At 71.4% G+C, this 23,219-nt stretch carries 18 protein-coding genes; 10 read left to right on the forward strand and 8 right to left on the reverse strand.

What is annotated here, in order from left to right; genetic code table 11:
• Window positions 1–16: 16 nt before the first annotated feature.
• The gene (locus VIG79_RS18445; protein WP_331888306.1) at window positions 17–829 is read left to right on the forward strand and encodes a 3-hydroxyacyl-CoA dehydrogenase family protein; all 813 of its coding nucleotides are present in this window, start codon (window positions 17–19) and stop codon (window positions 827–829) included.
• Between the two features lie 25 nt (window positions 830–854).
• Here the strand turns inward: VIG79_RS18445 and VIG79_RS18450 are convergent, their stop codons facing one another.
• Window positions 855–1,871: a type IV toxin-antitoxin system AbiEi family antitoxin domain-containing protein gene (locus VIG79_RS18450; protein ID WP_331888308.1), complete on the reverse strand. Its 1,017-nt coding sequence runs from the start codon at window positions 1,869–1,871 to the stop codon at window positions 855–857.
• A 141-nt stretch (window positions 1,872–2,012) separates the two neighbouring features.
• Here VIG79_RS18450 and VIG79_RS18455 point away from each other — a divergent pair, with 141 nt between their 5' ends.
• The 3 genes from VIG79_RS18455 to VIG79_RS18465 are packed head-to-tail and all read left to right on the forward strand — an operon-like array spanning window position 2,013 to window position 4,146.
• Complete coding sequence (locus VIG79_RS18455) at window positions 2,013–3,032, forward strand: alpha/beta hydrolase (protein ID WP_331888310.1); 1,020 nt, start codon at window positions 2,013–2,015, stop codon at window positions 3,030–3,032.
• Window positions 3,033–3,051: 19 nt separating this feature from the next.
• Window positions 3,052–3,345: a hypothetical protein gene (locus VIG79_RS18460; protein WP_331888312.1), complete on the forward strand. Its 294-nt coding sequence runs from the start codon at window positions 3,052–3,054 to the stop codon at window positions 3,343–3,345.
• A gap of 24 nt (window positions 3,346–3,369) precedes the next feature.
• Window positions 3,370–4,146, forward strand: coding sequence for an alpha/beta hydrolase (locus tag VIG79_RS18465; protein WP_331888314.1), 777 nt, complete (start codon window positions 3,370–3,372; stop codon window positions 4,144–4,146).
• A 9-nt stretch (window positions 4,147–4,155) separates the two neighbouring features.
• Here the strand turns inward: VIG79_RS18465 and VIG79_RS18470 are convergent, their stop codons facing one another.
• The 7 genes from VIG79_RS18470 to VIG79_RS18500 all read right to left on the reverse strand — a co-directional run bounded on the left by VIG79_RS18470 (window position 4,156) and on the right by VIG79_RS18500 (window position 13,442).
• Window positions 4,156–5,595 (reverse strand): GuaB1 family IMP dehydrogenase-related protein, encoded by a 1,440-nt coding sequence (locus VIG79_RS18470; RefSeq protein ID WP_331888316.1) that lies wholly within the window; start codon window positions 5,593–5,595, stop codon window positions 4,156–4,158.
• 23 nt (window positions 5,596–5,618) lie between these two features.
• A complete protein-coding gene (locus tag VIG79_RS18475) occupies window positions 5,619–6,908 on the reverse strand; it encodes an AI-2E family transporter (RefSeq protein ID WP_331888318.1) in 1,290 nt (429 codons plus the stop codon).
• Between the two features lie 48 nt (window positions 6,909–6,956).
• On the reverse strand, window positions 6,957–8,312 hold the full coding sequence (gene ccrA, locus VIG79_RS18480) for a crotonyl-CoA carboxylase/reductase (RefSeq protein WP_331888320.1): 1,356 nt from the start codon (window positions 8,310–8,312) through the stop codon (window positions 6,957–6,959).
• Window positions 8,313–8,425: 113 nt separating this feature from the next.
• Entirely contained in the window at window positions 8,426–11,410 is a 2,985-nt protein-coding gene (locus tag VIG79_RS18485) for a helix-turn-helix transcriptional regulator (RefSeq protein ID WP_331888322.1), read from the reverse strand.
• 158 nt (window positions 11,411–11,568) lie between these two features.
• On the reverse strand, window positions 11,569–11,739 hold the full coding sequence (locus VIG79_RS18490) for a hypothetical protein (protein ID WP_331888324.1): 171 nt from the start codon (window positions 11,737–11,739) through the stop codon (window positions 11,569–11,571).
• A 176-nt stretch (window positions 11,740–11,915) separates the two neighbouring features.
• Window positions 11,916–12,350 (reverse strand): methylmalonyl-CoA epimerase, encoded by a 435-nt coding sequence (mce, locus tag VIG79_RS18495; protein WP_331888326.1) that lies wholly within the window; start codon window positions 12,348–12,350, stop codon window positions 11,916–11,918.
• Window positions 12,351–12,392: 42 nt separating this feature from the next.
• Complete coding sequence (locus tag VIG79_RS18500; protein WP_331888328.1) at window positions 12,393–13,442, reverse strand: hypothetical protein; 1,050 nt, start codon at window positions 13,440–13,442, stop codon at window positions 12,393–12,395.
• Between the two features lie 219 nt (window positions 13,443–13,661).
• Here VIG79_RS18500 and VIG79_RS18505 point away from each other — a divergent pair, with 219 nt between their 5' ends.
• From VIG79_RS18505 to treZ, 6 genes are all read left to right on the forward strand, one after another.
• On the forward strand, window positions 13,662–14,870 hold the full coding sequence (locus VIG79_RS18505) for an acetyl-CoA C-acetyltransferase (RefSeq protein WP_331888330.1): 1,209 nt from the start codon (window positions 13,662–13,664) through the stop codon (window positions 14,868–14,870).
• 127 nt (window positions 14,871–14,997) lie between these two features.
• On the forward strand, window positions 14,998–15,960 hold the full coding sequence (meaB, locus tag VIG79_RS18510) for a methylmalonyl Co-A mutase-associated GTPase MeaB (RefSeq protein WP_331888332.1): 963 nt from the start codon (window positions 14,998–15,000) through the stop codon (window positions 15,958–15,960).
• Window positions 15,961–16,149: 189 nt separating this feature from the next.
• Window positions 16,150–16,473, forward strand: a complete 324-nt coding sequence (locus tag VIG79_RS18515) for a hypothetical protein (RefSeq protein WP_331888334.1) — start codon at window positions 16,150–16,152, stop codon at window positions 16,471–16,473.
• A gap of 297 nt (window positions 16,474–16,770) precedes the next feature.
• Window positions 16,771–18,969, forward strand: a complete 2,199-nt coding sequence (gene glgX / locus VIG79_RS18520; protein ID WP_331888336.1) for a glycogen debranching protein GlgX — start codon at window positions 16,771–16,773, stop codon at window positions 18,967–18,969.
• On the forward strand, window positions 18,966–21,434 hold the full coding sequence (treY, locus tag VIG79_RS18525) for a malto-oligosyltrehalose synthase (RefSeq protein WP_331888338.1): 2,469 nt from the start codon (window positions 18,966–18,968) through the stop codon (window positions 21,432–21,434). Before glgX ends, treY begins: the two co-directional genes overlap by 4 nt.
• Entirely contained in the window at window positions 21,427–23,214 is a 1,788-nt protein-coding gene (treZ, locus tag VIG79_RS18530; protein ID WP_331888340.1) for a malto-oligosyltrehalose trehalohydrolase, read from the forward strand. The genes treY and treZ overlap by 8 nt, the downstream gene beginning before the upstream one ends.
• Window positions 23,215–23,219: the final 5 nt, after the last annotated feature.

Genomic DNA, 23,219 nt, shown 5'->3' on the forward strand with positions numbered 1-23,219 from the left:
GGTCGGTTAGGGGACGATGGCGTCGGGGATCGTGGAGGTGTTCGCGCGGTCCGGGTACGCGGTGACGGTCGTGGCGCGGTCGCCGGAGAAGGCGGCGGGCGTCGTCGCGGGGATGTCCCGGTCGGTGAAGCGGGCCGTGGAGAAGGGGCGGATGTCGGCCGCCGATGCGGAGGTGGCGGTCGAGCGGGTGACGCCCTCGACGTCGACCGACGACCTCGCCGAGGTGGACCTCGTGGTCGTGGCGGTGGTCGAGGACCTCGGCGCGAAGCAGGAGCTGTTCCGGACCCTCGACAAGGTGTGCCGCCCGGGCACCATCCTCGCCACCACCACGTCGTCGCTGCCGGTGATCGACCTGGCCGCGGTGACGGCGCGCCCCGAGGACGTGGTCGAAATGCACTTCTTCAACCCCGCGGCGCTGATGAAGCTCGTCGAGGTGGTGTCGACCGTCTCGACCGCGCCGGACGTGTCGGCGACGGTGGTCGGTCTGTGCGGAACGCTGGGCAAACACCCGGTGTCGTGCGCGGACCCGGCGGGGTTCATCGTCAACGCGCTGCTGTTCCCCTACCTCAACGACGCCGTGCGGACGCTCGAGGCGCACTACGCGACGGCGGACGACATCGACACGGCGATGAGGACGGGGTGCGGGTACCCGATGGGCCCGTTCGAGCTGCTCGACGTCGTCGGGCTCGACGTGTCGCTGGCCATCCAGCGCGAGCTCTACCTCGAGTTCCGCGAGCGCGGGTATGCGCCGGCGCCCCTGCTCGAGCACCTCGTGACCGCCGGCTACCTGGGTCGCAAGACCGGCCGCGGCTTCCGCACCTACCCCTGACTGGTTCGATGGAGCAAAGTCGGTGCTATCGCGCTGACGTTGCTCCACCGGGAGACCCCAGCCGGAAAGCACACCCTTGGCGACGACAGGTGCGGCCCGGGTCCCGCCAGCCGCGGCTTCCAAGGATCGCTGCGACCTCGACAGCCAGCTCGCACGGCGTGACGGCGACATCCGGCCAGAAGGCGCGCACCGTGAGCCATCCGCCTGCGGCGCTTCGTCGGTCGCGTCTGCCGTCCTGGACGCGGGCCTCGCGACCTTCGTGACCCAGCCGTCCGTCCAGCTCGACCAGGACCCGCTGTTCCGGAAAGCCGACGTCGTGAAGTTCACGCCGGTCGGGAGAGGTCGAGCGCTGCCGTACGCCGATCGGGAGACCATGCGGTCGCAGGACATCTCGCACGAACCGCACCTCCATGGCACTCTTGGCGCCGTCGGCCGCGTCCGCGAGCACCAGCTGCAGCAGCTCACGCCGACGATGTCGCGTGCGCGCTGCCAACCGCGCGAGCACCGCCTGCTCCGTGGTGAGACGGCGCTGGAACGCTCGACCGAGGATCGCGAACATCTCGTCGACCGACCCGACAGCACTGACATCGAGCACGGTCTCCTCCACCGTGGTCCGCCATGGCCAGTGCAGAGGATCGACGGCGTCGTCGGCCTCCGCTCGTCGATGCAGCACGACCCGTCGCGGCCGGATCCGGTGTTGCGCGTCGATGACCACGTCGATCTCCTTCGGCGGGACCGCGTTGAGGCCGTGAACGAACGCGGCCGTCCGGTGCGACCACGCCGAGCCGTCGACCGCCAGCTGAGCGGCGAGGGCGCCGGTGCGCCAGTCGTCCCGACCCCGCACCGTGAGATAGACGCCATGGTGGAGGGCGATCCAGTGGCCTCGGCTCAGCCGCCAGCGGATCGCTGGGTCGGTCATGCCGGCGGCCAGGCATTGCGCCCGGGTGAGCATTCCGCTCTGCTCGGCTGCGACGGACATCAGTGACGCCTCGTCGTGCGGCAGGACGGGGGCGCCGAGCATTCGCGTGTCCGGTTCCTTCATCTGGCCACGGTGGCTCATGTCGGGCGACGCCCGCCGTCGTCATCCACAGCCCCACTGGAGCGAAGTCGGCGTAATGACGCTGACTTCGCTCCGCTGAGACTCCTCCGCGCGCGAGTGGGGGTCCTTGCATACGATCGCCGGGTGACGGAACGGACCGGACACGGCGCGCCTCGGTGGTTCCGCCGGACCGTCACGATCCTCGTCACCGTGGTGGCCGTCCTCGCCGCCCTGGTCATCGGACTGACCGTGCTGCCCTACAACCCGCCGGTCGCCGTCAGCCCGGGCGCCCTGACCGCCGAGCAGGCAGAGGCGGGCTACGCGGACCTCATCGCCAAGGACACCGCCAACCCGACCGTCCTGCCGGAGTGCAAGTCCCTCGACGTGCACCCCACCGTGCCCCAGCTCGGCGTGGTCCTGCTGTTCCACGCCTACACCAGCTGCCCGAACCAGTTCTCCGCGCTCGCGGGCCGCCTCGCCGCCGCCGGGTACCGGGTGCTCGTCCCGCGCTGGCCCGAGCACGGCATCGCCGACACCAACGCCGAGCCGGTCCCGGTCGACCCCCAGGATCTGGCCAACTTCGCGATGCGTACCACGGCCATCGCCCTCGGCCTCGACCAGCGCACCGTCGTCGGTGGGCTCTCCGGCGGGGCCACTCTCGCGCTCTGGGCGGCCGAGCACAACGCCGGCGTCCAGCGCGTCGTGGCCCTCGCGCCGTTCCTCAGCCCGGCCGCGGTCCCGACGCGCCTCTCGCACGCCGCGGGCAACCTGATGCGCTACGCGCCCAACCTCGACGTCTGGTGGGACTTCTCGCTCAAGGAGGCCGACCAGGTCCCGCGCTACAGCTACGCCAAGTTCGCGACCCGCAGCCTCGCCGGCCTGATGAGCATCGCCTCGACGTTGGGCACCACGCGCAGCAACGCCTACGTCGTCCACGTGCTTAACGCGGGCGACGAGTCGGTCGACCCGGCGGCCATCCGGGTGCTCGTCGGCCAACAAAGAGACGCGGGTGATCTGGTGAGCGTCTACGAGTTCCCCGCCTCGTTGCACGCCCCCCACGAGTACGTCGACCCCGACGACCCGGCCAACAAGATCGAGCAGACCTTCCCGGCGCTGGTCGACCTGTTCACCACCGGCGCCACCGGCCTGCTGACGCCGAGCTGAGCACGGGACAATCGTCGGTATGCCCCGCGCCAACCGCCGCCGCCATGAGCACCGCCCGCTCGCGGCCGGAGGGTTCGGGGAGACGACGACCGAACGGTATGCGGGTTCGCTCTGGACCGTGCGCCGGGTCAGCGGCGCCCGGGCGACCCGGACCTACCTCTGCCCGGGCTGCCAGCAGGAGGTCGCGGTGGGGACACCGCACGTCGTCGCCTGGCCCGCTGAGGGTGTCGGCGGGCTCGGGGACCGGCGGCACTGGCATACCGGCTGCTGGTCCCGTCGGGACGCCAGACCGGCGGGCAACGCGTACCGCTGACCGCACCTCGATAGCCTGCCCACCATGAGCCGCGACCCTGACGAGATCCGGGCCAGCTCGATTCTTCCCGCCCGGCGCGCCGAGGTCGTGCTCCACACCGCGGACGACCTGCGGCTGGTGGGTGAGCTTGCGCTCCCGGCGGACCGCGACCCGGTCGCCACGCTCGTCACGCTCCACCCGCTGCCGACGCACGGCGGGTTCATGGACAGCCACGTGTTCAAGAAGGCGGCGTACCGCCTGCCCGCACTCGCGGACCTCGCCGTGCTCCGGTTCAACCTTCGAGGGGTGACGTCACCGCGGGGCACGTCCGACGGGACGTTCGACAACGCGGACGCCGAGCGGTTCGACGTCGCCGCGGCGATCGAGTACGCCGAGTTCCACGAGGCGCCCGAGCTGCCCAACCGCTGGTTGGTCGGATGGTCGTTCGGCACCGACCTCGCCCTGATGTACGGCAACGACCCGTCGGTCGGCGGGGCCATCCTGCTCAGCCCGCCACTGCGGTACTCCAGCCCGGAACACCTTGCCGCCTGGGCGGACTCGGGCAAGCCGATGCTCGCTCTCGTCCCCGAGCTCGACGACTACCTGCGGCCGGCCGAGGCTCTCGAGCGGTTTGCCGCCGTCCCCCAGGCCGAGGTCGTCGGCGTGGACGGTGCGAAGCACCTGTGGGTCGGCGAGCCGTACGTGCGGCGTGTGCATGAGGAGATCGTCCGTCGCGTCAACCCGGCCGCGCTGCCGCTGAGGACGACCTGGCCCGCCGCCGACCAACAGCACGAGCCCTCCCCGGCGACCCGCCTCGGGTGACCGCGAACCTCACCAGGACGTGTGCAGCGGGGCGCCCTCCGCGAACCCGGCGGTGCTCTGCAGCCCGACGACCGCGCGGTCGTGGAACTCCTCGACCGTGCGGGCCCCCGCGTAGGTGAAGGCCGACCGCACACCGGCGGTGATGGCGTCGAGGAGGTCCTCCACGCTCGGTCGCGCCGGGTCGATGAACATCCGCGCGCTGGAGATGCCCTCCTCGAACAGCGCCTTGCGGGCCCGGTCGTAGGAGGACTCGGTCGCCGTCCGGGTCCGGACCGCGCGCGAGGAGGCCATCCCGAAGGACTCCTTGTATGAGCGTCCGTCGGCCGTCGCCTGCAGGTCGCCGGGGGACTCGAGCGTCCCGGCGAACCACGAGCCGATCATCACGTTCGACGCACCGGCGGCCAGGGCCAGGGCCACGTCCCGTGGATGCCGCACCCCACCGTCGGCCCAGACGTGCGCCCCGAGCTCGCGGGCAGCGGTCGAGCACTCCAGCACCGCCGAGAACTGGGGGCGGCCCACGCCGGTCATCATCCTCGTCGTACACATCGCGCCCGGCCCGACCCCGACCTTCACGATGTCCGCACCCGCTTCGACGAGATCCCGAACCCCCTGTGCCGCAACGACATTGCCCGCACAGATCGGCATCTCGAGGCCGAGGTCCCGGACGGCCCGCAGCGTTTCGAGCATCTTCTCCTGGTGGCCGTGCGCGGTATCGACGACGAGCAGGTCGATGCCCGCCGCTGCGAGCTCCTTGGCCCGTCCGACCACGTCACCGTTGATGCCGACGGCCGCGGCGACGCGAAGCCGGCCGTGCTCGTCGACGTTGGGGCGGTAGACCGTCGCCCGCAGGGCGCCCTGACGGGTGAGGATCCCCACCAGCCGGCCGTCCGCGTCCACCGCCGGGGCGAGCCGGTGACGGGCTGTGCTGAGCCGGCTGAACGCGTCCTCGGCTGACTCGTCGGCGCCGATCGTGACGACGTCGCGGCTCATCACGTCGCGGACCTGGGTGAACCGGTCGACGCCGCTGAGGTCGGCCTCGGTCACCAGGCCGATCGGGTGGTGGCGCTCGTCGACCACGACGGCGGCGCCGTGGGCCCGCTTCTGGAGCAACGTCAACGTGGCGCCGACCGTCTCGACCGGGTCCACGGTGATCGCGGTGTCGTGGACGAGGTGCCGCGACTTGACGAAGGCCACGACGTCGCCGACCACGTCGGTCGGGATGTCCTGGGGGATCACGCTGAGACCCCCGCGCCGGGACACGGTCTCGGCCATCCGTCGCCCCGAGACGGCGGTCATGTTCGCCACGACGAGGGGGATGGTGTTGCCCGAACCGTCGGAGCACGACAGGTCGACGTCCATCCGGGAGGTTACCGACGAGCGGGCCGGGACCATGAAGACATCGTCGTAGGTCAGGTCGAACGCCGGCCCGAGGCCGTTGAGGAACCGCACCGCACGACTTTACCGGCGCGCGGTCACACCCGGCGTTGTCGCGGGACGAGCACCTCGTCGTAGAGCAGCAGCAAGCCGGCTGCCGCAGGGATCGCCAGCAGGGCCCCCAGCATCCCCAGCAGCGTCCCGCCGATGAGCGCCGCGACGATGGTGACCGCCCCCGGCACCGACACGGTCCGCTGCATGATGCGTGGCGCGACGAGGTAGTTCTCGGTCTGCTGGTAGACGATGAAGTAGATGAGCGCGATGACCGCCTTGGTCGGGTCGTCGAACAGCGCCACCACCGCGACGAGGACCGCCCCCAGCGTGGCGCCCACCATCGGGACCAGCCCGAGGAACCCCACGGCCACGGCGAGCACCGCCGCGTACGGGATCCCGACGATCGACATCATGATCCATGCGCAGAACGCGTTGACCGCCGCGACAGCGACCTGCCCGATCGCGTAGGAGCCGACCCGCCGCATGATCTCCTCCGAGAGCGAGATCACCCGGGGGCGGCGGCTGGCCGGCACGACCGCATACGCCGCCTGCTTGAGCGTCGGCAGGGACGAGAGGAAGTAGAGGGTCAGGACCAGGACGGTCAGCGCCGAGAAGACCCCCTCGGCCACGATCCGTCCCGCGCCGAGGACGCCGCCGGCGACCTGCGACATGAAGTCGCTGTCGGTCAGCCGCTTGTCGACCTCCTCCTGGATCTTGTCGACCACGTGGTAGTGCTGGTCGATGTCCTGGACGCGGGGGTTGCTGAGCACGTCGTTGAGGTAGCCGGGGGCACTCTGGGCCAGCTCGCCGGCCTGCTGCGTCACCGGCGGCACGACGACGAACCCCAACAGCACGAACGCGCCGACCGCCAGGGCGAACACCGCGGCCACCGCCCCGCCGCGCCGCAGCCCACGGCGGACGAGGAGCTCCACCACCGGGTTGAGGGAGAGGGTGAGGAAGAAGGCGACGGTCAGCAGGGTCAGCACCGTGCCCAGGGACGACACGGCCTGCCACAGCGCGTAGGCGGCGAGCACCCCGATGGCGCCGACGAACCCGACGTAGAACGGCGACTGCCGGTTGAGCGGTCGTCCGGCCTGTCCGAAGGCGCGCCGCGCCCCTCGGCCGTCGGGCTCGGCGGTCGTCGGCTCGGTGTCCTGCCGGGGCAGCGTGTCGGCCAGCAGGGAGTGCGTCAGCTGCTCGTCGTCACCGCCGCGTTCGCCACCGAGGTCGGCCAGCGGACGCCGCCGGCTCTCCTCCACGCGCTCGCGCTGCCGCGCCCGGAACGCCCGCTCGCGGTCCCGGAGACCGCGGAGCCGGCCGACGACGTCGAGCATGCTTCGACGCTAACCGCGCCCCGCGCCGGGTCGGCGGAGGCGCGGCCGTCACCCGTCGCGGAACCAGCCGAGCTCGTCGCCGAACCGGTCTCGCTTCTCGGGATCGGTGACGCCGAGGCCCTCCCGGGGCGCGAGCGTGAGGACGCCGACCTTCCCCTGGTGCAGGTTCCGGTGGACGTCGTACGCCGCCTGACCCACGTCCTCCATCGGGTACGTCCGGCTCAGGGTCGGGTGGATCAATCCCCGGTCGATGAGGGCGTTGGCTTCCCACGCCTCGCGGTAGTTCGCGAAGTGCGAGCCGATGATGCGCTTGAGGTTCATCCAGAGGTACCGGTTGTCGTACTCGTGCAGGTACCCCGAGGTCGAGGCGCAGGTGACGATCGTGCCGCCCTTGCGCGCCACGAAGACGCTCGCGCCGAACGTCTCGCGACCGGGGTGCTCGACGACGATGTCGGGGTCGTGGCCGCCGGTCAGCGCGCGGATCTTCGCACCGAACCGGCGCCACTCCGACTGGTCCTGTGTCGCGTCGGGAGCGTCGCCGGTCCAGAAGCGGTACCCCTCACCGGTGGCCGCCGACCGGTCTATGACCAGCTCGGCGCCCATCCGGTGGCAGATCTCGGCCTTGTCCGGGCTGGACACCACGCACACCGGCGTGGCGCCGCCCGCGAGCGCCATCTGCGTCGCGTACGAGCCGAGCCCGCCGCTGGCGCCCCAGACGAGGACGACGTCGCCGAGCTTCATGCCCGCCCCGTTGCGGGAGATCAGCTGCCGGTATGCGGTGCTGTTCACCAGCCCTGGGGAGGCCGCCTCCTCCCAGGTCAGGTGAGGGGGTTTGGGCATCAGCTGGTTGGTCTTGACGATGGCCAGCTCGGCCAGGCCACCGAAGTTCGTCTCGAACCCCCAGATTCGCTGCTCCGGGTCGAGCATGGTGTCGTTGTGGCCGTCGGCCGACTCCAGCTCGACGGAGAGGCAGTGGGCCACGACCTCCTGGCCGGGGTGCCAGAGGTGCACGCCGGGTCCGGTTCGCAGGACGACGCCGGACAGGTCCGACCCGACGACGTGGTACGGCAGGTCGTGTCGCTTGGTCTCCGTGGAGAGGCGGCCGTAGCGCTCGAGGAACCGGAACGTCGAGAGTGGCTCGAAGATCGAGGTCCAGACGGTGTTGTAGTTGATGGCGCTCGCCATGACGGCGACGAGCGCCTCGCCGGGCGCGAGCTCCGGGACAGGGACGTCGTCGACGTGGAGCGACGTGCGAGGGTCCTTGTCGCGACTGGGCAGGCCCTCGAACAGGCCCTCCTCGTCGCGATGCACGGTGACGGCGCGGTAGGAGTCCGGTACCGGGAGCGCCTGCCACGCAGCGGCGGTGCGCTCTCCGGCGATGATCGCGTCGCGGATCTCGTCCATAGGACCCCGGCTCCTGTTCCGTCGGCGGCAGGTGGCCCGACCGTACTGGCGAGTAGCCTTTGCCCCTCGAACGGTGAGACGGCCGTCACGGCGTGACCTGGCTCACGCGCAGCTCAGTCCTGCAGGACCCCTTGGCGACGCGCGATCGCCGCCGCCTCGGTGCGTCCGGCCGCGCCGAGCTTGGCCAGGATGTTGGAGACGTGGACGCTCACCGTCTTGGTGCTGATGAACAGCTGGCGGCCGATCTCGCCGTTGCTCCGGCCCTGCGCGACGAGGCCGAGGATCTCCTGCTCACGGGCGGTGAGCGTGACCGACTCGGCGGGGTGATCCTCCCGTCCGCGACGGCCGGTCGTGCCGGCCACGGTGCGCAGCTCGGCCAGCAGCGGTTCGGCCCGCAGCCGCCGGGCGGTCTCCCGCGCGACCGTCACCAGCCGCCGGGCCTCGGGGGCCTCGCCCGCGGCGTGGAGGGCGGCGGCGAGCCGCGTCTGGGAGCGGGCGACCTCGAAGGTGTGCCCCATCTCCTGGAAGGCCTCGACACTCGCCCGCCAGGCGGAGACGAGCTCGGCCGAGGACGGCGGCTGGACGTCGGCCAGCCACCGCAGCCGGAGGATCTCCGCCTTGCTGCGGACGTACCAGGCGCGCGCCTCGACCCGCGACGCACCCTCCAGCGAGACCGAGGCCGCAAAGTCGCGGTTGCCCTCGGCGTGGCGTTCCCCGAGAGCGGCCCACTGGGCCCGCTCCGAACGGGACAGCGCCGGGACGTGGGACGCGATCTGGCCGACGAGAAGGGCGCTCAGTCGCACCCGGAGCCACATGATGCTGCCCGGCCAGAGCCGGTGGAGCGTGGCGATGGAGTCGTCGTGGAAGTCACGGGCCGCCTCGAGGTCGCCACGGTCGCCATAGGTGTCGATCGCCGCGGTCGTGCAGTAGAGCACCATGGCGCCGTCCCGCTCCCAGAACGGGCGGACGGCGGCGATGTGGTCGAGAACCTCCGCCATCCCGCGTCCGGCCTCCACGTCGAGGGCCACGGAGCGCAGGTAGGCCTCCGCCAGAGGCGGCGGGGCCTCACCCGAGGTGTCGGTGATGGCGAGCACGTCGTCCCAGTCGCCGAGGATGTAGGCGGCGAGTCCGGCGACAGCCCGGGCGTCGAGCCCCCACGGGGACCAGGGCCGCCCGCTCGCCTTGGACCGCGCCAGGGCCTCGAGGTAGAGACGTCGAGCGTCGGCGAACTTCCCGATGCCGAAGTGCACGGTGGCCAGCTGGTGCAGGGCCCGGATCTCGACGTCGACGTCCTCACCGGCCTCGCCGAGAACCTTCTGGAGCCGCGCGATGGCGTCGTCCGGCTGGCCGGAGAGGTCGGCCACCTTGGCGAGGACCAGCGAGGCGGCCCGGGCCAGCCCGGGGTAACCCAGCTCGGTGGCCATCTGCACCGCCGCGGAGGCCGCCGCGGCCGCACCCGCCGTGTTGTGGTGCCAGCGCTGCGACTGGGCGTGGATCATCAGGGCCCGAGCCCGGAGCTTGGACGGTGGCTCCTCCGGGATCAGCGCCAACGCCGAGGTCGTGAGGTCGAGAGGGTCGAAGTCGACCTCGGTGGTGAACGCCGACTCGGCCTTGGCGAGGAGCAGCCGGGCGCGCGACTCGACCGGCGCGGTGTCGGGCAGCATCGTCAGGTGGGCGGACACGAGCTTGACCGCGCGGTAGGCATCACCGGCGTCGACGAGCGCGTCGGCGGCGCTCGCGACGAGGCCGACCTCGACGGCGGCCCGTGGACCGAGCATCTCGAGCGCGGACTGGTAGTGCTGGGCGGCCTCCTCGGGCGCTCCGACCCGCATCGCCTCGTCACCCGCCTCGGTGCTCGCGGCGATGGCGGTCTCGATGTCGTTCGCCGCCCGCGCGTGCAGGGCCAGCTCCGCGGACGTGCCGGGGATGCTGCCGTCCCGCAGGGCGGTGACGTAAGCGGTGTGCAGGCGGGCGCGCTCGCCGGGGAGGAGGTCGTCGTAGACCGCCTCCGAGAGCAGGGCGTGGCGGAACGCATACCCCGGTTGGCTGCCCGCTTGACGGGGCTCGAGGATCAAGGCGTCCACCGCCTGGCGCAGGCCGAGGTCGAGGTCCCGGGCGTCCGACCCGGAGGCCGCGAGTACCCGGGCCAGCAGGTCGTGGGAGACCCGGCGGCCGGCCACCGACGCGGCGCCGACGACGCGCCGGGACGGCTCGTCGAGGCGGTCGAGCCGGACCAGGAGCAGGTCGGCGAGATCGACCGGGAGGGTCGCGGCGCTGGAGAGACCCTCCATCCCGCTGAGCTCCTCGACGAAGAACGCGTTGCCGTCGGCCCGGGAGATGATCGCCCGGACCTGCTCGTCCGTGAGCGGGTCGGGGTGCAGGGCGTGGACCATGATCCGGACCGACGCCTCGGACAGGGGACCGACCTGGAGTCGGTGGAGCGTCGGGAGCCGGGACCACTCCGCGAGGGTCGGACGCAGCGGGTGGCGGCGGTGGACGTCGTCGCTGCGGTAGGACACGACGAGCGAGACGGGCGCCTCGAGCTGTCGCGCGAAGAGGTAGCTGAGCAGCTCGCGGGAGGACTGGTCGGCCCAGTGGGCGTCCTCGATCACGACGAGCAGGGGCTGGGTGCGGGCGGCCTCCTCGAGCAGGGCGTGGATCCCCGCGAAGAGGTCGGACCGGCTGGACCGGTCGTCGGCGCCGGACGCGTGCTCGGCGGCCTCGACGCCCTCGGGCGTGGTCTGGGCGACCCGGACGCGCTGGCGGGGGAGCAGGCGCACGATCGCGGGGTAGGTCTGGGCCACGGTGTCGACGACGGCGGGGAGCTCGTCCTGGAGCCTGCCCAGGATCTCGGAGAACGGGAGGTAGGGCAGGGCGCTGTCACCGAAGTCGAGGCTGTGCCCGACCACGACGAGCCGGCCGGCGGCCACCGCGCGGTCACGCAGGGCCAGCAGCAGCCGGGTCTTGCCGACCCCGGCGTCGCCGCCGATGAGGACCGACGCACTGCCCTCCGGGTCGTCGACCGCCGAGAACGACGCCAGGTCGGCGAGGAGCTCGTCGCGACCGACCAGGGGCGCGCGTCGGTCCAGGGTGGTCATGGGGTCCATCATCGTGGCTGGCGGCGACATCGCGGACAACGACGAACCCCGCGACGGCTCCTGGACGGAGGTCGCGGGGTTCGCGGTCTGCTCCTGGTGGTGTGACTCGCCGACGACCGTGGCGGTCGGCGGCGAGGTGCCCTCACGGGCCACCCGGCTCAGCGCCCGAAGACGGGACGAAGCACCGGGCGGTGCCCCTCGACGGGGCGGGACGAGTCGTCGGCGTCGGGGCCGGCGGTCTGGTGGCGGCGACGCGACCAGCCGCGGTAGCCCTCGAGACGACGGCTGCGGTCCGTGGAGACGGTGTCGACGGTGGTGATGGGGAACATCGCAGCACTCCTTGTGCGGTTTGCCGGACCTGGTTGTCCGACGCCATTGAGAGTGCGCTGCTGAGGTACCCCGGGACATGAGGAGGACGCCCTATCTTCTCCGGGCGCAGCTACCTCAGACGGCCGCCGTTTCCAGGTACCTCAGACGGGTACCTCAGACGCGGGTGCCAACCCGTTCAGTGGTGCCCGGGGGGCTCCACGAGCTCCACGAGGACACCGCCGGCGTCCTTGGGATGGACGAAGTTGACCCGGCTGCCCGCGGTACCGCGCCGCGGGGCGTCGTACAGCAGCCGAAGCCCGCGCTCGCGCAGCATCGTGCTGGCCTCGTCGACGTTCTCGACGCGGTAGGCGACCTGCTGGACCCCGGGACCGCTGCGGTCGAGGAACTTGGCGATCGTGGACTCCGGGCTGAGCGGGGCGAGCAGCTGCACGCACGAGCCCGAGTCGCCGACCGACATCATCGCCTCGCGGACGCCCTGCTCCTCGTTGACCTCCTCGTGGACCAGCCGCATACCGAACGTCCGCTCGTAGAAGCGCTTGGCTTCGTCGAGGTCCGCGACGGCGACGCCGACGTGGTCGATCGCCGTGAAGAGGTGCGGGAACTCGCTCATGCGGCGAGGGTATTCCCGCGAGGGCGACCCTGCAGGTGATGGTCAGCCCACGGTGGCCGGTGTGCTGACCGTCACCTGGACCGGGTCGGTCGCCTGGCCGAACCAGTGCACCGACTCGCGGAGCAGCTGTAGCTGCAGGGTCGGCGAGCCGGAGAGCGGCGCCCGTAGCGACACGGTCTGCGTCGAGACCCGGCCGGGGTCCACGCTCTCGGACAGCTCGAACCGGGGCGTGCCCCACTCGGTGTTGTCGGGGGGCGACTGGGTCCCGAGCCGGTAGCCGCGACCGGACTCGAAGGTCGTCGACCCGGTGTTGTCGATGGTCACCGCGAGGTTCAGGGTCTCGCCGGGCGAGACCGACGTCGGGACGCCGCCGGCGACGGTGAGCAGCCCGTCGTCGACGTAGGCGGGGCTCGGGTCCTTGCGCTGGTACGGCAGGACGAAGAAGCCGCGCACGTGGCCGGACTGGCCGGCCGTCGACGTGCCGTTGGTGAGGATCGGCCGGGCGGGCGCAGAGGAGCCGACGTCGAGGGTGATCGTGACGTTGTCGCTGCCCTCGTAGTTGCAGTCGTAGACGTGCAGGGTCAGCTGGGTCCCCACGAGGTCGTACCCGTAGACCAGCTCGACGTGGTTCTGGAAGACGTCCCACGGCCACGCGCTCTGGGCCAGGACGACCCCGATCGGGACCAGGCCACCGGCGTCGACGTAGCGCATCACCTGGCGCGCGGCGTCGACCGTCTCCGCATACAGGCCCTTGCCCCAGAACCATGTGCCGTGGTCGAGCTCCTGGGTCGCGTGGATCCAGTAGGGGATGACGCCCGGACCGAGGAAGCTGTCGAGCAGCCGCGAGAGGATGTGCCGTCCGAGCGGCAGAGGGATGCCCTGGGAGATCGTGGACCGAAGCTGCGGCGCGCCTGACTCGTGAATGTCCCGCGCCAGGAACGACATTCCGCCGCAGAGGCCCATCTTCGTGACGTCGATCGACGCCGACGGCAGCCCGGCCAGAGAGATCCGCAGGTCGAGGCCGGCCGGCCACGGACCGTTGTGGAACAGCGGGGCGGAGCGGCTCGGCAGGAATCCGCTGACGTAGGGCATGGCGACCTCCGGGGACAGATCATGCGCTGGGGGCGATGACCGTGGGGAGGAGTCCAGCGTGCTCCCTGATACGGCCCCTGAACAGGGGTTGGACACGTCGGTCACTCGGGCGGTCGATGTGGGGAGGGCCACCCTCCGGCGGGGGCGGAGGGTACGCGTCGCGAGACTAGAGTTGATGCTCGTCCACCGACGTCGTTGACCCCCGCAGGAGGCCCCCAGATGACCAGCGCCAGCGCCGATCCCACCGTCATCGTCGGGGGTGCCCGTACCGGGATGGGCCGCCTGCTCGGGTCGCTCAAGGACTTCTCCGCGACCGACCTCGGCGGGTTCGCGATCGCCGGTGCGCTGGCGAAGTCGGGTGTCTCGCCCGAGGAGGTGGACTACGTGATCATGGGTCAGGTGCTCCAGGCGGGCGCCGGCCAGATGCCCGCCCGCCAGTCCGCGGTCAACGCCGGGATCCCCATGGACGTCCCCTCGATCACCATCAACAAGGTCTGCCTGTCAGGGCTCGACGCCATCGCGCTGGCCGACCAGCTGATCCGCGCCGGAGAGGTCGAGATCGTCGTCGCCGGAGGGCAGGAGTCGATGACCAACGCCCCACACCTGCTGCTCAAGACGCGCGAGGGCTACAAGTACGGCGACGTGACGATGCGCGACCACATGGCCTACGACGGGCTCTGGGACGTGTTCACCGACCAGGCGATGGGCGCCCTCACAGATCAGGCCAACACCGGCGAGTATGCGTTCAGCCGGGAGGAGCAGGACACCTTCGCCGCGCGCTCGCACGAGCTCGCCGCCAGGGCGTGGAAGGACGGCGTCTTCGACGACGAGGTCGTCTCGGTCTCGATCCCGCAGCGGAAGGGCGACCCGCTCCAGTACAAGGCCGACGAAGGCGTCCGCGCCGACACGTCGGTCGAGGCGCTGGGGCGGCTGCGGCCGGCCTTCTCCAAGGACGGCACGATCACCGCCGGTTCCGCGTCGCCGATCTCCGACGGTGCGGCCGCCGTGGTCGTGATGAAGCGATCCAAGGCCGAGTCGCTGGGCCTCACCTGGCTGGCCGAGATCGGCGCCCACGGCATCGTCGCCGGCCCGGACTCCACCCTGCAGGCGCAGCCGGCCAACGCGATCCGCAAGGCCTGTTCCAAGGAGGGCATCGACCCGGCGGACCTCGACCTCGTCGAGATCAACGAGGCGTTCGCCTCGGTCGCGCTGGCGTCGACCAAGGACCTCGGCATCGACCTGGACAAGGTGAACGTCAACGGTGGGGCGATCGCGACGGGCCACCCGATCGGGATGTCCGGCGCCCGCCTCGTCCTGCACCTCGCGCTGGAGCTCAAGCGGCGCGGCGGCGGAGTCGGCGCGGCGGCGCTGTGCGGGGGTGGCGGTCAGGGTGACGCCCTCGTCGTCCGCGTCCCGGCCGCCTCCTGACCGGCCGCTTCTCTCCCCGCCGAACTCAGATGTTTGTCTGTTTCGCGGCTCCCGCCGTCCGGAACGGGGAAACATCTGAGTCCGGTCGGTGAACCTGGTCGGTTCGCCGTTCGCTAACGTCCCTCCGGTGGCGTCCCGACCGGTCGATGTCCCGGCGCTGGTGCAGTCGGCCCGGGACGGGTCGCCGCGTGCCGTCGCGCGGCTGATCTCGCTGGTCGAGGACGAGCATCCGGCACTGCGCGAGGTCATGGCGGCCCTGGCTCCGCACGCCGGCAACGCGCACATCATCGGGATCACCGGGAGCCCCGGCGTGGGGAAGTCCACGTCGACGAACGCCCTGGTGGCCGCCTACCGCAAGCGCGGGCAGCGGATCGGCATCCTGGCTGTCGACCCCTCGTCGCCGTTCTCGGGCGGTGCGCTGCTGGGGGACCGGGTTCGGATGCAGGACCACGTGCTCGACCCCGAGGTCTACATCCGGTCGATGGCCTCGCGCGGACACCTCGGCGGACTGTCGTGGACGACGCCGCAGGCGCTGCGCGTGCTGGACGCGGCCGGCTGCGACATCGTGCTCGTCGAGACGGTCGGCGTCGGCCAGTCCGAGGTCGAGGTGGCCGGCCTCGCCGACACCACGGTCGTCCTGCTGGCCCCGGGAATGGGCGACGGGATCCAGGCGGCGAAGGCCGGGATCCTCGAGATCGGCGACGTGTTCGTCGTCAACAAGGCCGACCGCGACGGCGCCGACGCGACGGTTCGCGACCTGCGGCACATGATCTCCCTCGGCGACCGGACGGAACCGGGCCTCTGGCGGCCGCCGGTCGTCAAGACCGTCGCCGCCCGGAACGAGGGCATCGACGAGGTGGTCGAGGCGATCGACAAGCACACCGACTGGCTGGCGCGCACGGGTCATCTGCGCGAGCGCCGCGAGGCGCGGGCGGGCGACGAGATCGAGGCGATCGTCCTCGCCGCCCTCCGGCGACGGATGGGCAACCTGCGCCACCACGACAGTGTCGACCGGCTGGCCGCCGACGTCGTCGACGGACGGACCGACCCGTACGCGGCTGCCGACCAGGTCCTCGACGCCCTGACCTGAGGGACCAAGCCTCACGTGGGGCTGGCCCCACACGGCGGTCCACCGGTGCGGTGGACCCACGTCACCCCCGCTGTCGTCCTCTCGGCGGACCGGCCATGCATGCGCCGTCCAGCACGCTGGAAGCACACCGAAGCACACCGCATCCGGGCCGGACACGCCGGTTCGGACCCTCGAGAGGAAACCACCGTCATGCGCAAGCTCGCCGCTGTCGCCGCCGCCCTGACCGTCGCCGCCGGGATCACCGTCGTCGCCGCGGCCGGGACCGCCAACGCCACGTCCGCCCCGTCGACCGGGACCATCCGACTCTCGACCAACGTCTACTCCGCCCCCCACAGCGAGTCCCCGGCCGTGCAGTTCGGGCTACAGCCGGGCCAGAAGATCTCCATCGTCTGCTTCACCGAGGGCGAGAACGTCTACGGCAACGACTACTGGTTCCGAGTCGGCCAGGGGGGCCAGATGGGCTTCGTCCACAAGGAGTTCATCGTGCCGGACGGCTCCGTCGAGCACTGCTGACGGATGAGAGCGCCGGGGACCACCACCGGACCCCGGCGCTCTCCGTCTGCTCGTCAGTGTCCGTGCGCCGCCGCGTCCCGAACCGGCTCCGAGAGCATGCGCCACGAGACATCGCGCCACCACGCTCGTGCGGGAGGTTTCGCGCGCCCCGCGGAGGGCATGACGTCATCCTGGCGGACGGACCCCGTCCCCGTCGCGCAGCCACGACCTCCCGCGCTGCCTAGGATGGGTCCGGCTCGCCAGTGACGTCGGCCTGATCTGTGGCGCGACTGGCCGCAGACCGACGGAAAGGCATTCATGGAGATCTGGCCCGGCAAGCCCTACCCCCTCGGCGCGACCTACGACGGGACGGGAGTCAACTTCGCGATCTTCTCCGAGGTCGCCGAGCGCGTGGAGCTCTGCCTCATCGGCGAGCGCGGCAAGGAGACCCGGATCACCCTGCCGGAGGTCGACGGGTTCGTCTGGCACGGTTTCCTCCCCGGCGTGCAACCGGGGCAGCGCTACGGCTACCGCGTCCACGGTCCCTACGAGCCGTCGCAGGGCACCCGCTGCAACCCCGCCAAGCTGCTCCTCGACCCCTACGCCAAGGCGGTCGACGGCGAGATGCGCGGCGACCCGTCGCTGTTCGGCTACAACCTCGACGATCCCGACGGTGGCCTCGACGACATCGCCAACACCACGGACAGCCTGGGCAAGACGCTCATGTCGGTCGTCATCAACCCGTTCTTCGACTGGGGCCAGGACCGCCAGCCTCAGCACGAGTACCACGACACGGTCATCTACGAGGCGCACGTCAAGGGCCTGACCGAGCAGCTGGAGGACGTGCCCGAAGAGATCCGCGGGACCTACGCCGGCATCGGGCACCCGGCCACCATCGACCACCTGACCAAGCTCGGCGTCACCGCCATCGAGCTGATGCCGGTCCACCAGTTCGTCCAGGACTTCACCCTGCTCGACCAGGGACTGCGCAACTACTGGGGCTACAACACGATCGGCTTCTTCGCTCCGCACAACGAGTATGCGGCGTACGGCACCCGTGGCGAGCAGGTTGCCGAGTTCAAGGGGATGGTCAAGGCGCTGCACGAGGCGGGCATCGAGGTCATCCTCGACGTCGTCTACAACCACACGGCCGAGGGCAACCACAAGGGCCCGACGCTGGCCTTCCGCGGGATCGACAACGGTTCCTACTACCGGTTGGTCGACGACGACCCCGCCCACTACTACGACACGACGGGCACCGGGAACTCGCTGCTGATGCGGCACCCTCACGTCCTGCAGCTGATCATGGACTCGCTGCGCTACTGGGTGCTCGACATGCACGTCGACGGCTTCCGGTTCGACCTCGCCGCAACATTGGCGCGCCAGTTCCACGACGTGTCAAGGCTTTCCGCGTTCTTCGACATCATCCAGCAGGACCCCGTGATCAGCCAGGTGAAGCTCATCGCGGAGCCGTGGGACCTCGGCGACGGTGGCTACCAGGTGGGCAACTTCCCGCCGCTGTGGACCGAGTGGAACGGCAAGTTCCGCGACACGGTCCGGGACTTCTGGCGGGGTGAGCCCGCCACCCTCGGTGAGTTCGCGTCCCGGTTCACCGGGTCCTCCGACCTTTACGAGCACTCCGGCCGCAAGCCCATCGCGTCGATCAACTTCGTCGTCGCCCACGACGGGTTCACCCTGCGTGACCTGGTGACCTACAACGAGAAGCACAACGAGGCCAACGGTGAGAACAACCAGGACGGCGAGAGCCACAACCGGTCGTGGAACTGCGGCGTCGAGGGCCCGACCGACGATCCGGAGGTCAAGGTCCTGCGGCTGCAGCAGCAGCGCAACTTCCTCACGACCCTGCTTCTCTCGCAAGGCGTTCCGATGCTCGCGCACGGAGACGAGCTGGGTCGCACGCAGCTCGGCAACAACAACGGGTACTGCCAGGACAGCGACCTGACCTGGGTCGACTGGGATCTCGACGACGACAACGCCGAGCTGCTCCGGTTCACCCGTCGGCTGGTCCAGCTGCGCAAGGACCACCCCGTCTTCCGCCGGCGCCGCTTCTTCGCGGGTACCGCGGACCACGGTGGGGAGAGCGACCTCGGGGACATCGCCTGGTTCATGCCGAACGGCAAGCACATGGACGGGGAGGCCTGGCGCGACGGTATGGCCCGGTCGCTGATGGTCTTCCTCAACGGCAACGCCATCCCGGCACCGGACCGGCGCGGCAACGTCGTGCGCGACGACTGCTTCCTCGTCGTCTTCAACGCCCACGAGGAGCCCATCAGCTTCACGCTGCCCGAGGAGGAGTACGGCCCGGAGTGGTACATCGAGATCGACACGGCGCTGAACGCCTCGGCGGCCACTCACGCCAGTGCCCTGGCCAGCGACCCGGGGGTGGCCGCGTCCTCGTCGGCGGCGGCCTCCGCGGTCCTCGAGCCGGAGACCGAGTTCTCCGTCGCCGGACGAAGCATCGTCGTGCTGCGCAGCCCCTGCGGGCCGGAGGAGTGACGGACCTGACCGCCCCGCGTGCGGAGCGCCGGGTCCCCACGGCGACCTACCGGCTGCAGGTGCAGGCGGCCTTCGGGTTCGACGACGTCAGCGCGCTCGCCGGCTACCTGTCGGACCTGGGCGTCAGCCACGCATACCTCTCGCCGGTACTCCAGGCGACGCCCGGCTCGACGCACGGCTACGACGTCCTCGACCACGGCCGGCTGAGCGACGAGGCCGGCGGCCGTGCGGCGTTCGACGCGATGGTGGCGGCGCTGCACGAACGCCGCGTGGGCGTGGTCGTCGACATCGTCCCCAACCACATGACCGTGCCGGAACCGGAGCACCTCAACGCGCCGCTGTGGTCGGTGCTCCGCGAGGGGCGCGAGTCGGCCTACGCGGTCTGGTTCGACGTCGACTGGGACGCTGCCGGAGACCGCATCGTCATCCCGGTCCTCGGCGGCACCGTGGACGAGGCGCTCGCGTCGGGTGACCTCGTCACCGTGGCGGACGGTGGGCCGGACGGCGACGAGGCGGTCGTGCGCTACTTCGACCACGAGCTCCCGGTCCGGCCCGCGACCGAGAACCTCCCGCTGGCCGAGCTGCTGGACCGGCAGTGGTGGCGACTCGAGTCCTGGCGGGCGGGGGCGAGCACGCTGAACTACCGCCGGTTCTTCGACGTGGGCTCGCTGGTCGCCGTGCGCGTCGAGGAGCCCGACGTGTTCGACGCGACCCACGCCCTGGTCGTCGACCTGGTCCGCGAGGGGTTGGTCGACGGTCTGCGCATCGACCATCCGGACGGACTGGCCGACCCGCGCGGGTACCTGCGCCGGCTCGCCGAGGTGACGGACGACGCGTGGGTCGTCGTCGAGAAGATCCTCGAGGGCGACGAGCGGCTGCCCGGTGACTGGCCGTGCGCCGGTACGACCGGCTACGACCTGCTGTGGCGCATCGGTGCCCTGTTCGTCGACCCGGCCGGCGAGCAGCCGCTCACCGACCAGCTGGCCTTCGCGTCCGGTGCGCGGCTCACCCTCGACGAGGTCGTCACGGCGTCCAAGCAGCAGGTGGTCGCGACGACGCTCGTCCCCGAGGTGCTGCGGCTCGCCCGCCGGGCCGACGAGGTGCTGGCCGCCCCGTCGTCCCCGGCTCATCCGCCGTCCGACTCGGTCGTGCGTGCCCTCGTGGCCCTGCTGGTGGCGATGGACCGCTACCGCGCCTACGTCGTCCCCGGAGAGGCCGTCCACCCGGAGGCGCAACGGGCGCTCGACACGGCGGCCGAGCGCGCTCGCGAGCACCTGTCCGAGGAGGATCACCCGACCCTCGACGTCGTGTGCGACCTCGTCCTCGGACGGGTTGGGGACGACGTCCGTGCCGAGGTGGGTCCGGCGCTGGACGATCTCGTGGTCCGGTTCCAGCAGACCTGCGGACCGGTGATGGCGAAAGGGATCGAGGACACGGCGTTCTACCGCTGGCACCGGCTCGTCGGCCTCAACGAGGTGGGCGCCGACCCGGACCACTTCGCCGAGTCGCCGGACGAGCTGACCGACTTCGTCGAACGGCTGGCGCAGGAGTGGCCGCTCACCATGACCACCCTCTCGACCCACGACACCAAGCGCTCCGAGGACCTTCGCGCCCGGCTGGCCGTGGTGTCCGAGCGACCCGAGGCGTGGCAGCACTGGGTGCGCGAGGCGCAAGAGGCGGCCCGGCCGTACCGCTCCGAGCGGCTCGACGGGGCCACCGAGTACCTGCTCTGGCAGACCCTGGTCGGTGTGTGGCCCATCGACGAGGACCGGCTGCAGGTCTACGCCACCAAGGCGGTCCGCGAGGCGAAGCTGCACACGGGCTGGTCCGACCCCGACGAGGAGTACGAGGCGGCGGTGGCCGGCTTCGTCAGCGGTGTGCTGCAGGACGAACGCCTGCGGAGACACGTCGCGTCGTGGGTCACCGGGACCGCCCACGCCGCGCGAGCGGGAACCCTGGGGCAGAAGCTGCTCCAGCTCGTGCTGCCCGGCATCCCCGACGTCTACCAGGGCACCGAGCTCGTCGACCTCTCGCTCGTCGACCCCGACAACCGGCGGCCGGTCGACTTCGGCCTCCGTGCGGAGCGCCTCGCCCGTCTCGACGGCGGTGCGGAACCCGACGACCTCGACGACGAGAAGCTCGTCGTCACCAGCCGGGCGCTGAGGCTGCGGCGTGACCGGCCCGAGTGGTTCACCGGACCGACCGCCACGGTCCGTCGCGTCCGAACCGACAGCGACCACGCCTTCGCCGTCGCGCGCGGCGACTCGTCCGGCGACCACGTCGTCGCCGTCGTGACCCGCCTCGCTGCGTCCCTCGACGCGTGGGCCGACGAGCGCCTCGAGCTGCCCGCCGGCACCTGGACCGACCTGCTGACCGGGCGCGCGCTGGAGAGCGACGCAGAGGTGCCGCTGGCCCGCATACTCGACCGCCTCCCGGTGGCCCTCCTGACGAGAACGCATGTCTGACAAAGAGATTCGCGTCTGGGCGCCGAACGCAAAGCGCGTCGACGTCGACATCGAGCCCTTGGGCGGCGTGGTGACGACCACGCCGATGACCCGACAGCCCGGTGGCTGGTGGACCATGTCGACGGACCGGCCGACGCCCCTCGACTACGCGTTCCGGCTCGACGGCGGACAGCCCCTGCCGGACCCGCGGAGCCCCTGGCAGCCCCGCGGGGTGCACGGGCCGAGCCGGACCTTCGACGCAGCGACACACGTCTGGAGCGACACCGGCTGGCCCGGGCCGCGCGGCGGTGCCGGCGCGGTCGGCGGCGTGTTCTACGAGCTGCACGTCGGCACGTTCACCTCGGGTGGCACCCTCGACGCGGCGACCAGCCGCCTCGACCATCTCGTCGCGCTCGGCGTCGACGTCGTGGAGCTGATGCCGGTCGCCGCGTTCCCGGGCCGGTGGGGATGGGGGTACGACGGGGTCGCGCTGTATGCGGTGCACGACCCCTACGGCGGTCCGGCTGCGCTCCAGCGGTTCGTCGACGCCTGCCACCAACGGGGGATTGGCGTCAGTCTGGACGTCGTCTACAACCACCTCGGCCCGAGCGGGAACTACCTGTCGCAGTTCGGGCCGTACTTCACCGACCGTCACGTCACGCCCTGGGGACCCGCGGTCAACCTCGACGGGCCGGGGTCCGGCGAGGTGCGCCGGTTCGTCCTCGACAACGCGCTTCGCTGGTTCCGCGACTTCCACCTCGACGCGCTGCGGCTGGACGCGGTCCACGAGCTGCGAGACGACGGCGCACCACACCTCCTCGCCGAGCTGGCCGACGAGGTCGTGAGGCTGTCGCACGAGCTGGGGCGCCCGCTGACCCTCGTCGCGGAGAGCGACCTCAACGACCCCGTCGTCGTCACCCCCACGGAGCACGGCGGCTGGGGGATGAGCGCCCAGTGGGACGACGACATCCACCATGCTCTGCACTCGGCCCTCACGGGCGAGGGACAGGGCTACTACGCCGACTTCGCAGCACCGGGCGTCCTGGCCCGGACGCTGCGTGACGTGTTCTTCCACGACGGCCGGTGGTCCTCGTTCCGCGGTCGCGTCTGGGGAGCCCGGGTCGACCGGTCGGCCCACCGCGCATCGCAGTTCCTGGGGTACCTCCAGACCCACGACCAGGTGGGCAACCGCGCCTGCGGCGACCGGATCTCCGCGACGATCACTCCCGGCCAGCAGGCCATCGGGGCCGCGCTCTACCTCACCTCGGGGTTCACGCCGATGGTGTTCATGGGCGAGGAGTGGGCCGCCGGCACGCCCTGGCAGTTCTTCACCTCGTTCGAGGAACCCGAGCTCGCCGACGCGGTGCGGAACGGTCGGCGTGCGGAGTTCGCCGCCCACGGCTGGGCCGGGGAGGACGTACCCGACCCGCAGGACCCGGCCACCCGCGACCGCAGCGTCCTTGACTGGTCCGAGCTCGACCGTCCGGAGCACCAGCGGATGTTCCACTGGTACGCCTCGCTGGTCGCCGAGCGGCGGCGGGACCCCGACCTGGCCGACCACCAGCTCGATGCGCTCGACACGCTCGTCGTGGCGGCCGACGACGACGCGTGGCTCGTCCTGTCCCACGGGCGGGTACGCGTCGTGGTCAATCTCGCCACCGAGGCCGCGACCGTGCCGGTCCCGGACCTGGGTGGCTCCGCCGAGGTGGTCCTCGCCTGGGACCCAGCGGGCACGTGGCATACCGAGGGGTCCGTGACCCTTCCCGGCCACTCCGTCGTGCTCCTGCGACTCGCGTCCTGACGGAC

It is taken from the genome of Lapillicoccus sp. (assembly GCF_036559105.1).
Lineage (GTDB): Bacteria > Actinomycetota > Actinomycetes > Actinomycetales > Dermatophilaceae > Lapillicoccus.

What these genes read in the sequence shown, in the direction of transcription:
- VIG79_RS18490 (WP_331888324.1), bottom strand. Translation starts at nt 11,739, where the DNA reads ATGTTCCCCATCACCACCGTCGACACCGTCTCCACGGACCGCAGCCGT.
- VIG79_RS18445 (WP_331888306.1), top strand. Translation starts at nt 17, where the DNA reads ATGGCGTCGGGGATCGTGGAGGTGTTCGCGCGGTCCGGGTACGCGGTG.
- VIG79_RS18460 (WP_331888312.1), top strand. Translation starts at nt 3,052, where the DNA reads ATGCCCCGCGCCAACCGCCGCCGCCATGAGCACCGCCCGCTCGCGGCC.
- VIG79_RS18500 (WP_331888328.1), bottom strand. Translation starts at nt 13,442, where the DNA reads ATGCCCTACGTCAGCGGATTCCTGCCGAGCCGCTCCGCCCCGCTGTTC.
- VIG79_RS18450 (WP_331888308.1), bottom strand. Translation starts at nt 1,871, where the DNA reads ATGAAGGAACCGGACACGCGAATGCTCGGCGCCCCCGTCCTGCCGCAC.
- treZ (WP_331888340.1), top strand. Translation starts at nt 21,427, where the DNA reads ATGTCTGACAAAGAGATTCGCGTCTGGGCGCCGAACGCAAAGCGCGTC.
- VIG79_RS18465 (WP_331888314.1), top strand. Translation starts at nt 3,370, where the DNA reads ATGAGCCGCGACCCTGACGAGATCCGGGCCAGCTCGATTCTTCCCGCC.
- glgX (WP_331888336.1), top strand. Translation starts at nt 16,771, where the DNA reads ATGGAGATCTGGCCCGGCAAGCCCTACCCCCTCGGCGCGACCTACGAC.
- VIG79_RS18515 (WP_331888334.1), top strand. Translation starts at nt 16,150, where the DNA reads ATGCGCAAGCTCGCCGCTGTCGCCGCCGCCCTGACCGTCGCCGCCGGG.
- ccrA (WP_331888320.1), bottom strand. Translation starts at nt 8,312, where the DNA reads ATGGACGAGATCCGCGACGCGATCATCGCCGGAGAGCGCACCGCCGCT.
- VIG79_RS18475 (WP_331888318.1), bottom strand. Translation starts at nt 6,908, where the DNA reads ATGCTCGACGTCGTCGGCCGGCTCCGCGGTCTCCGGGACCGCGAGCGG.
- mce (WP_331888326.1), bottom strand. Translation starts at nt 12,350, where the DNA reads ATGAGCGAGTTCCCGCACCTCTTCACGGCGATCGACCACGTCGGCGTC.
- VIG79_RS18485 (WP_331888322.1), bottom strand. Translation starts at nt 11,410, where the DNA reads ATGACCACCCTGGACCGACGCGCGCCCCTGGTCGGTCGCGACGAGCTC.
- VIG79_RS18505 (WP_331888330.1), top strand. Translation starts at nt 13,662, where the DNA reads ATGACCAGCGCCAGCGCCGATCCCACCGTCATCGTCGGGGGTGCCCGT.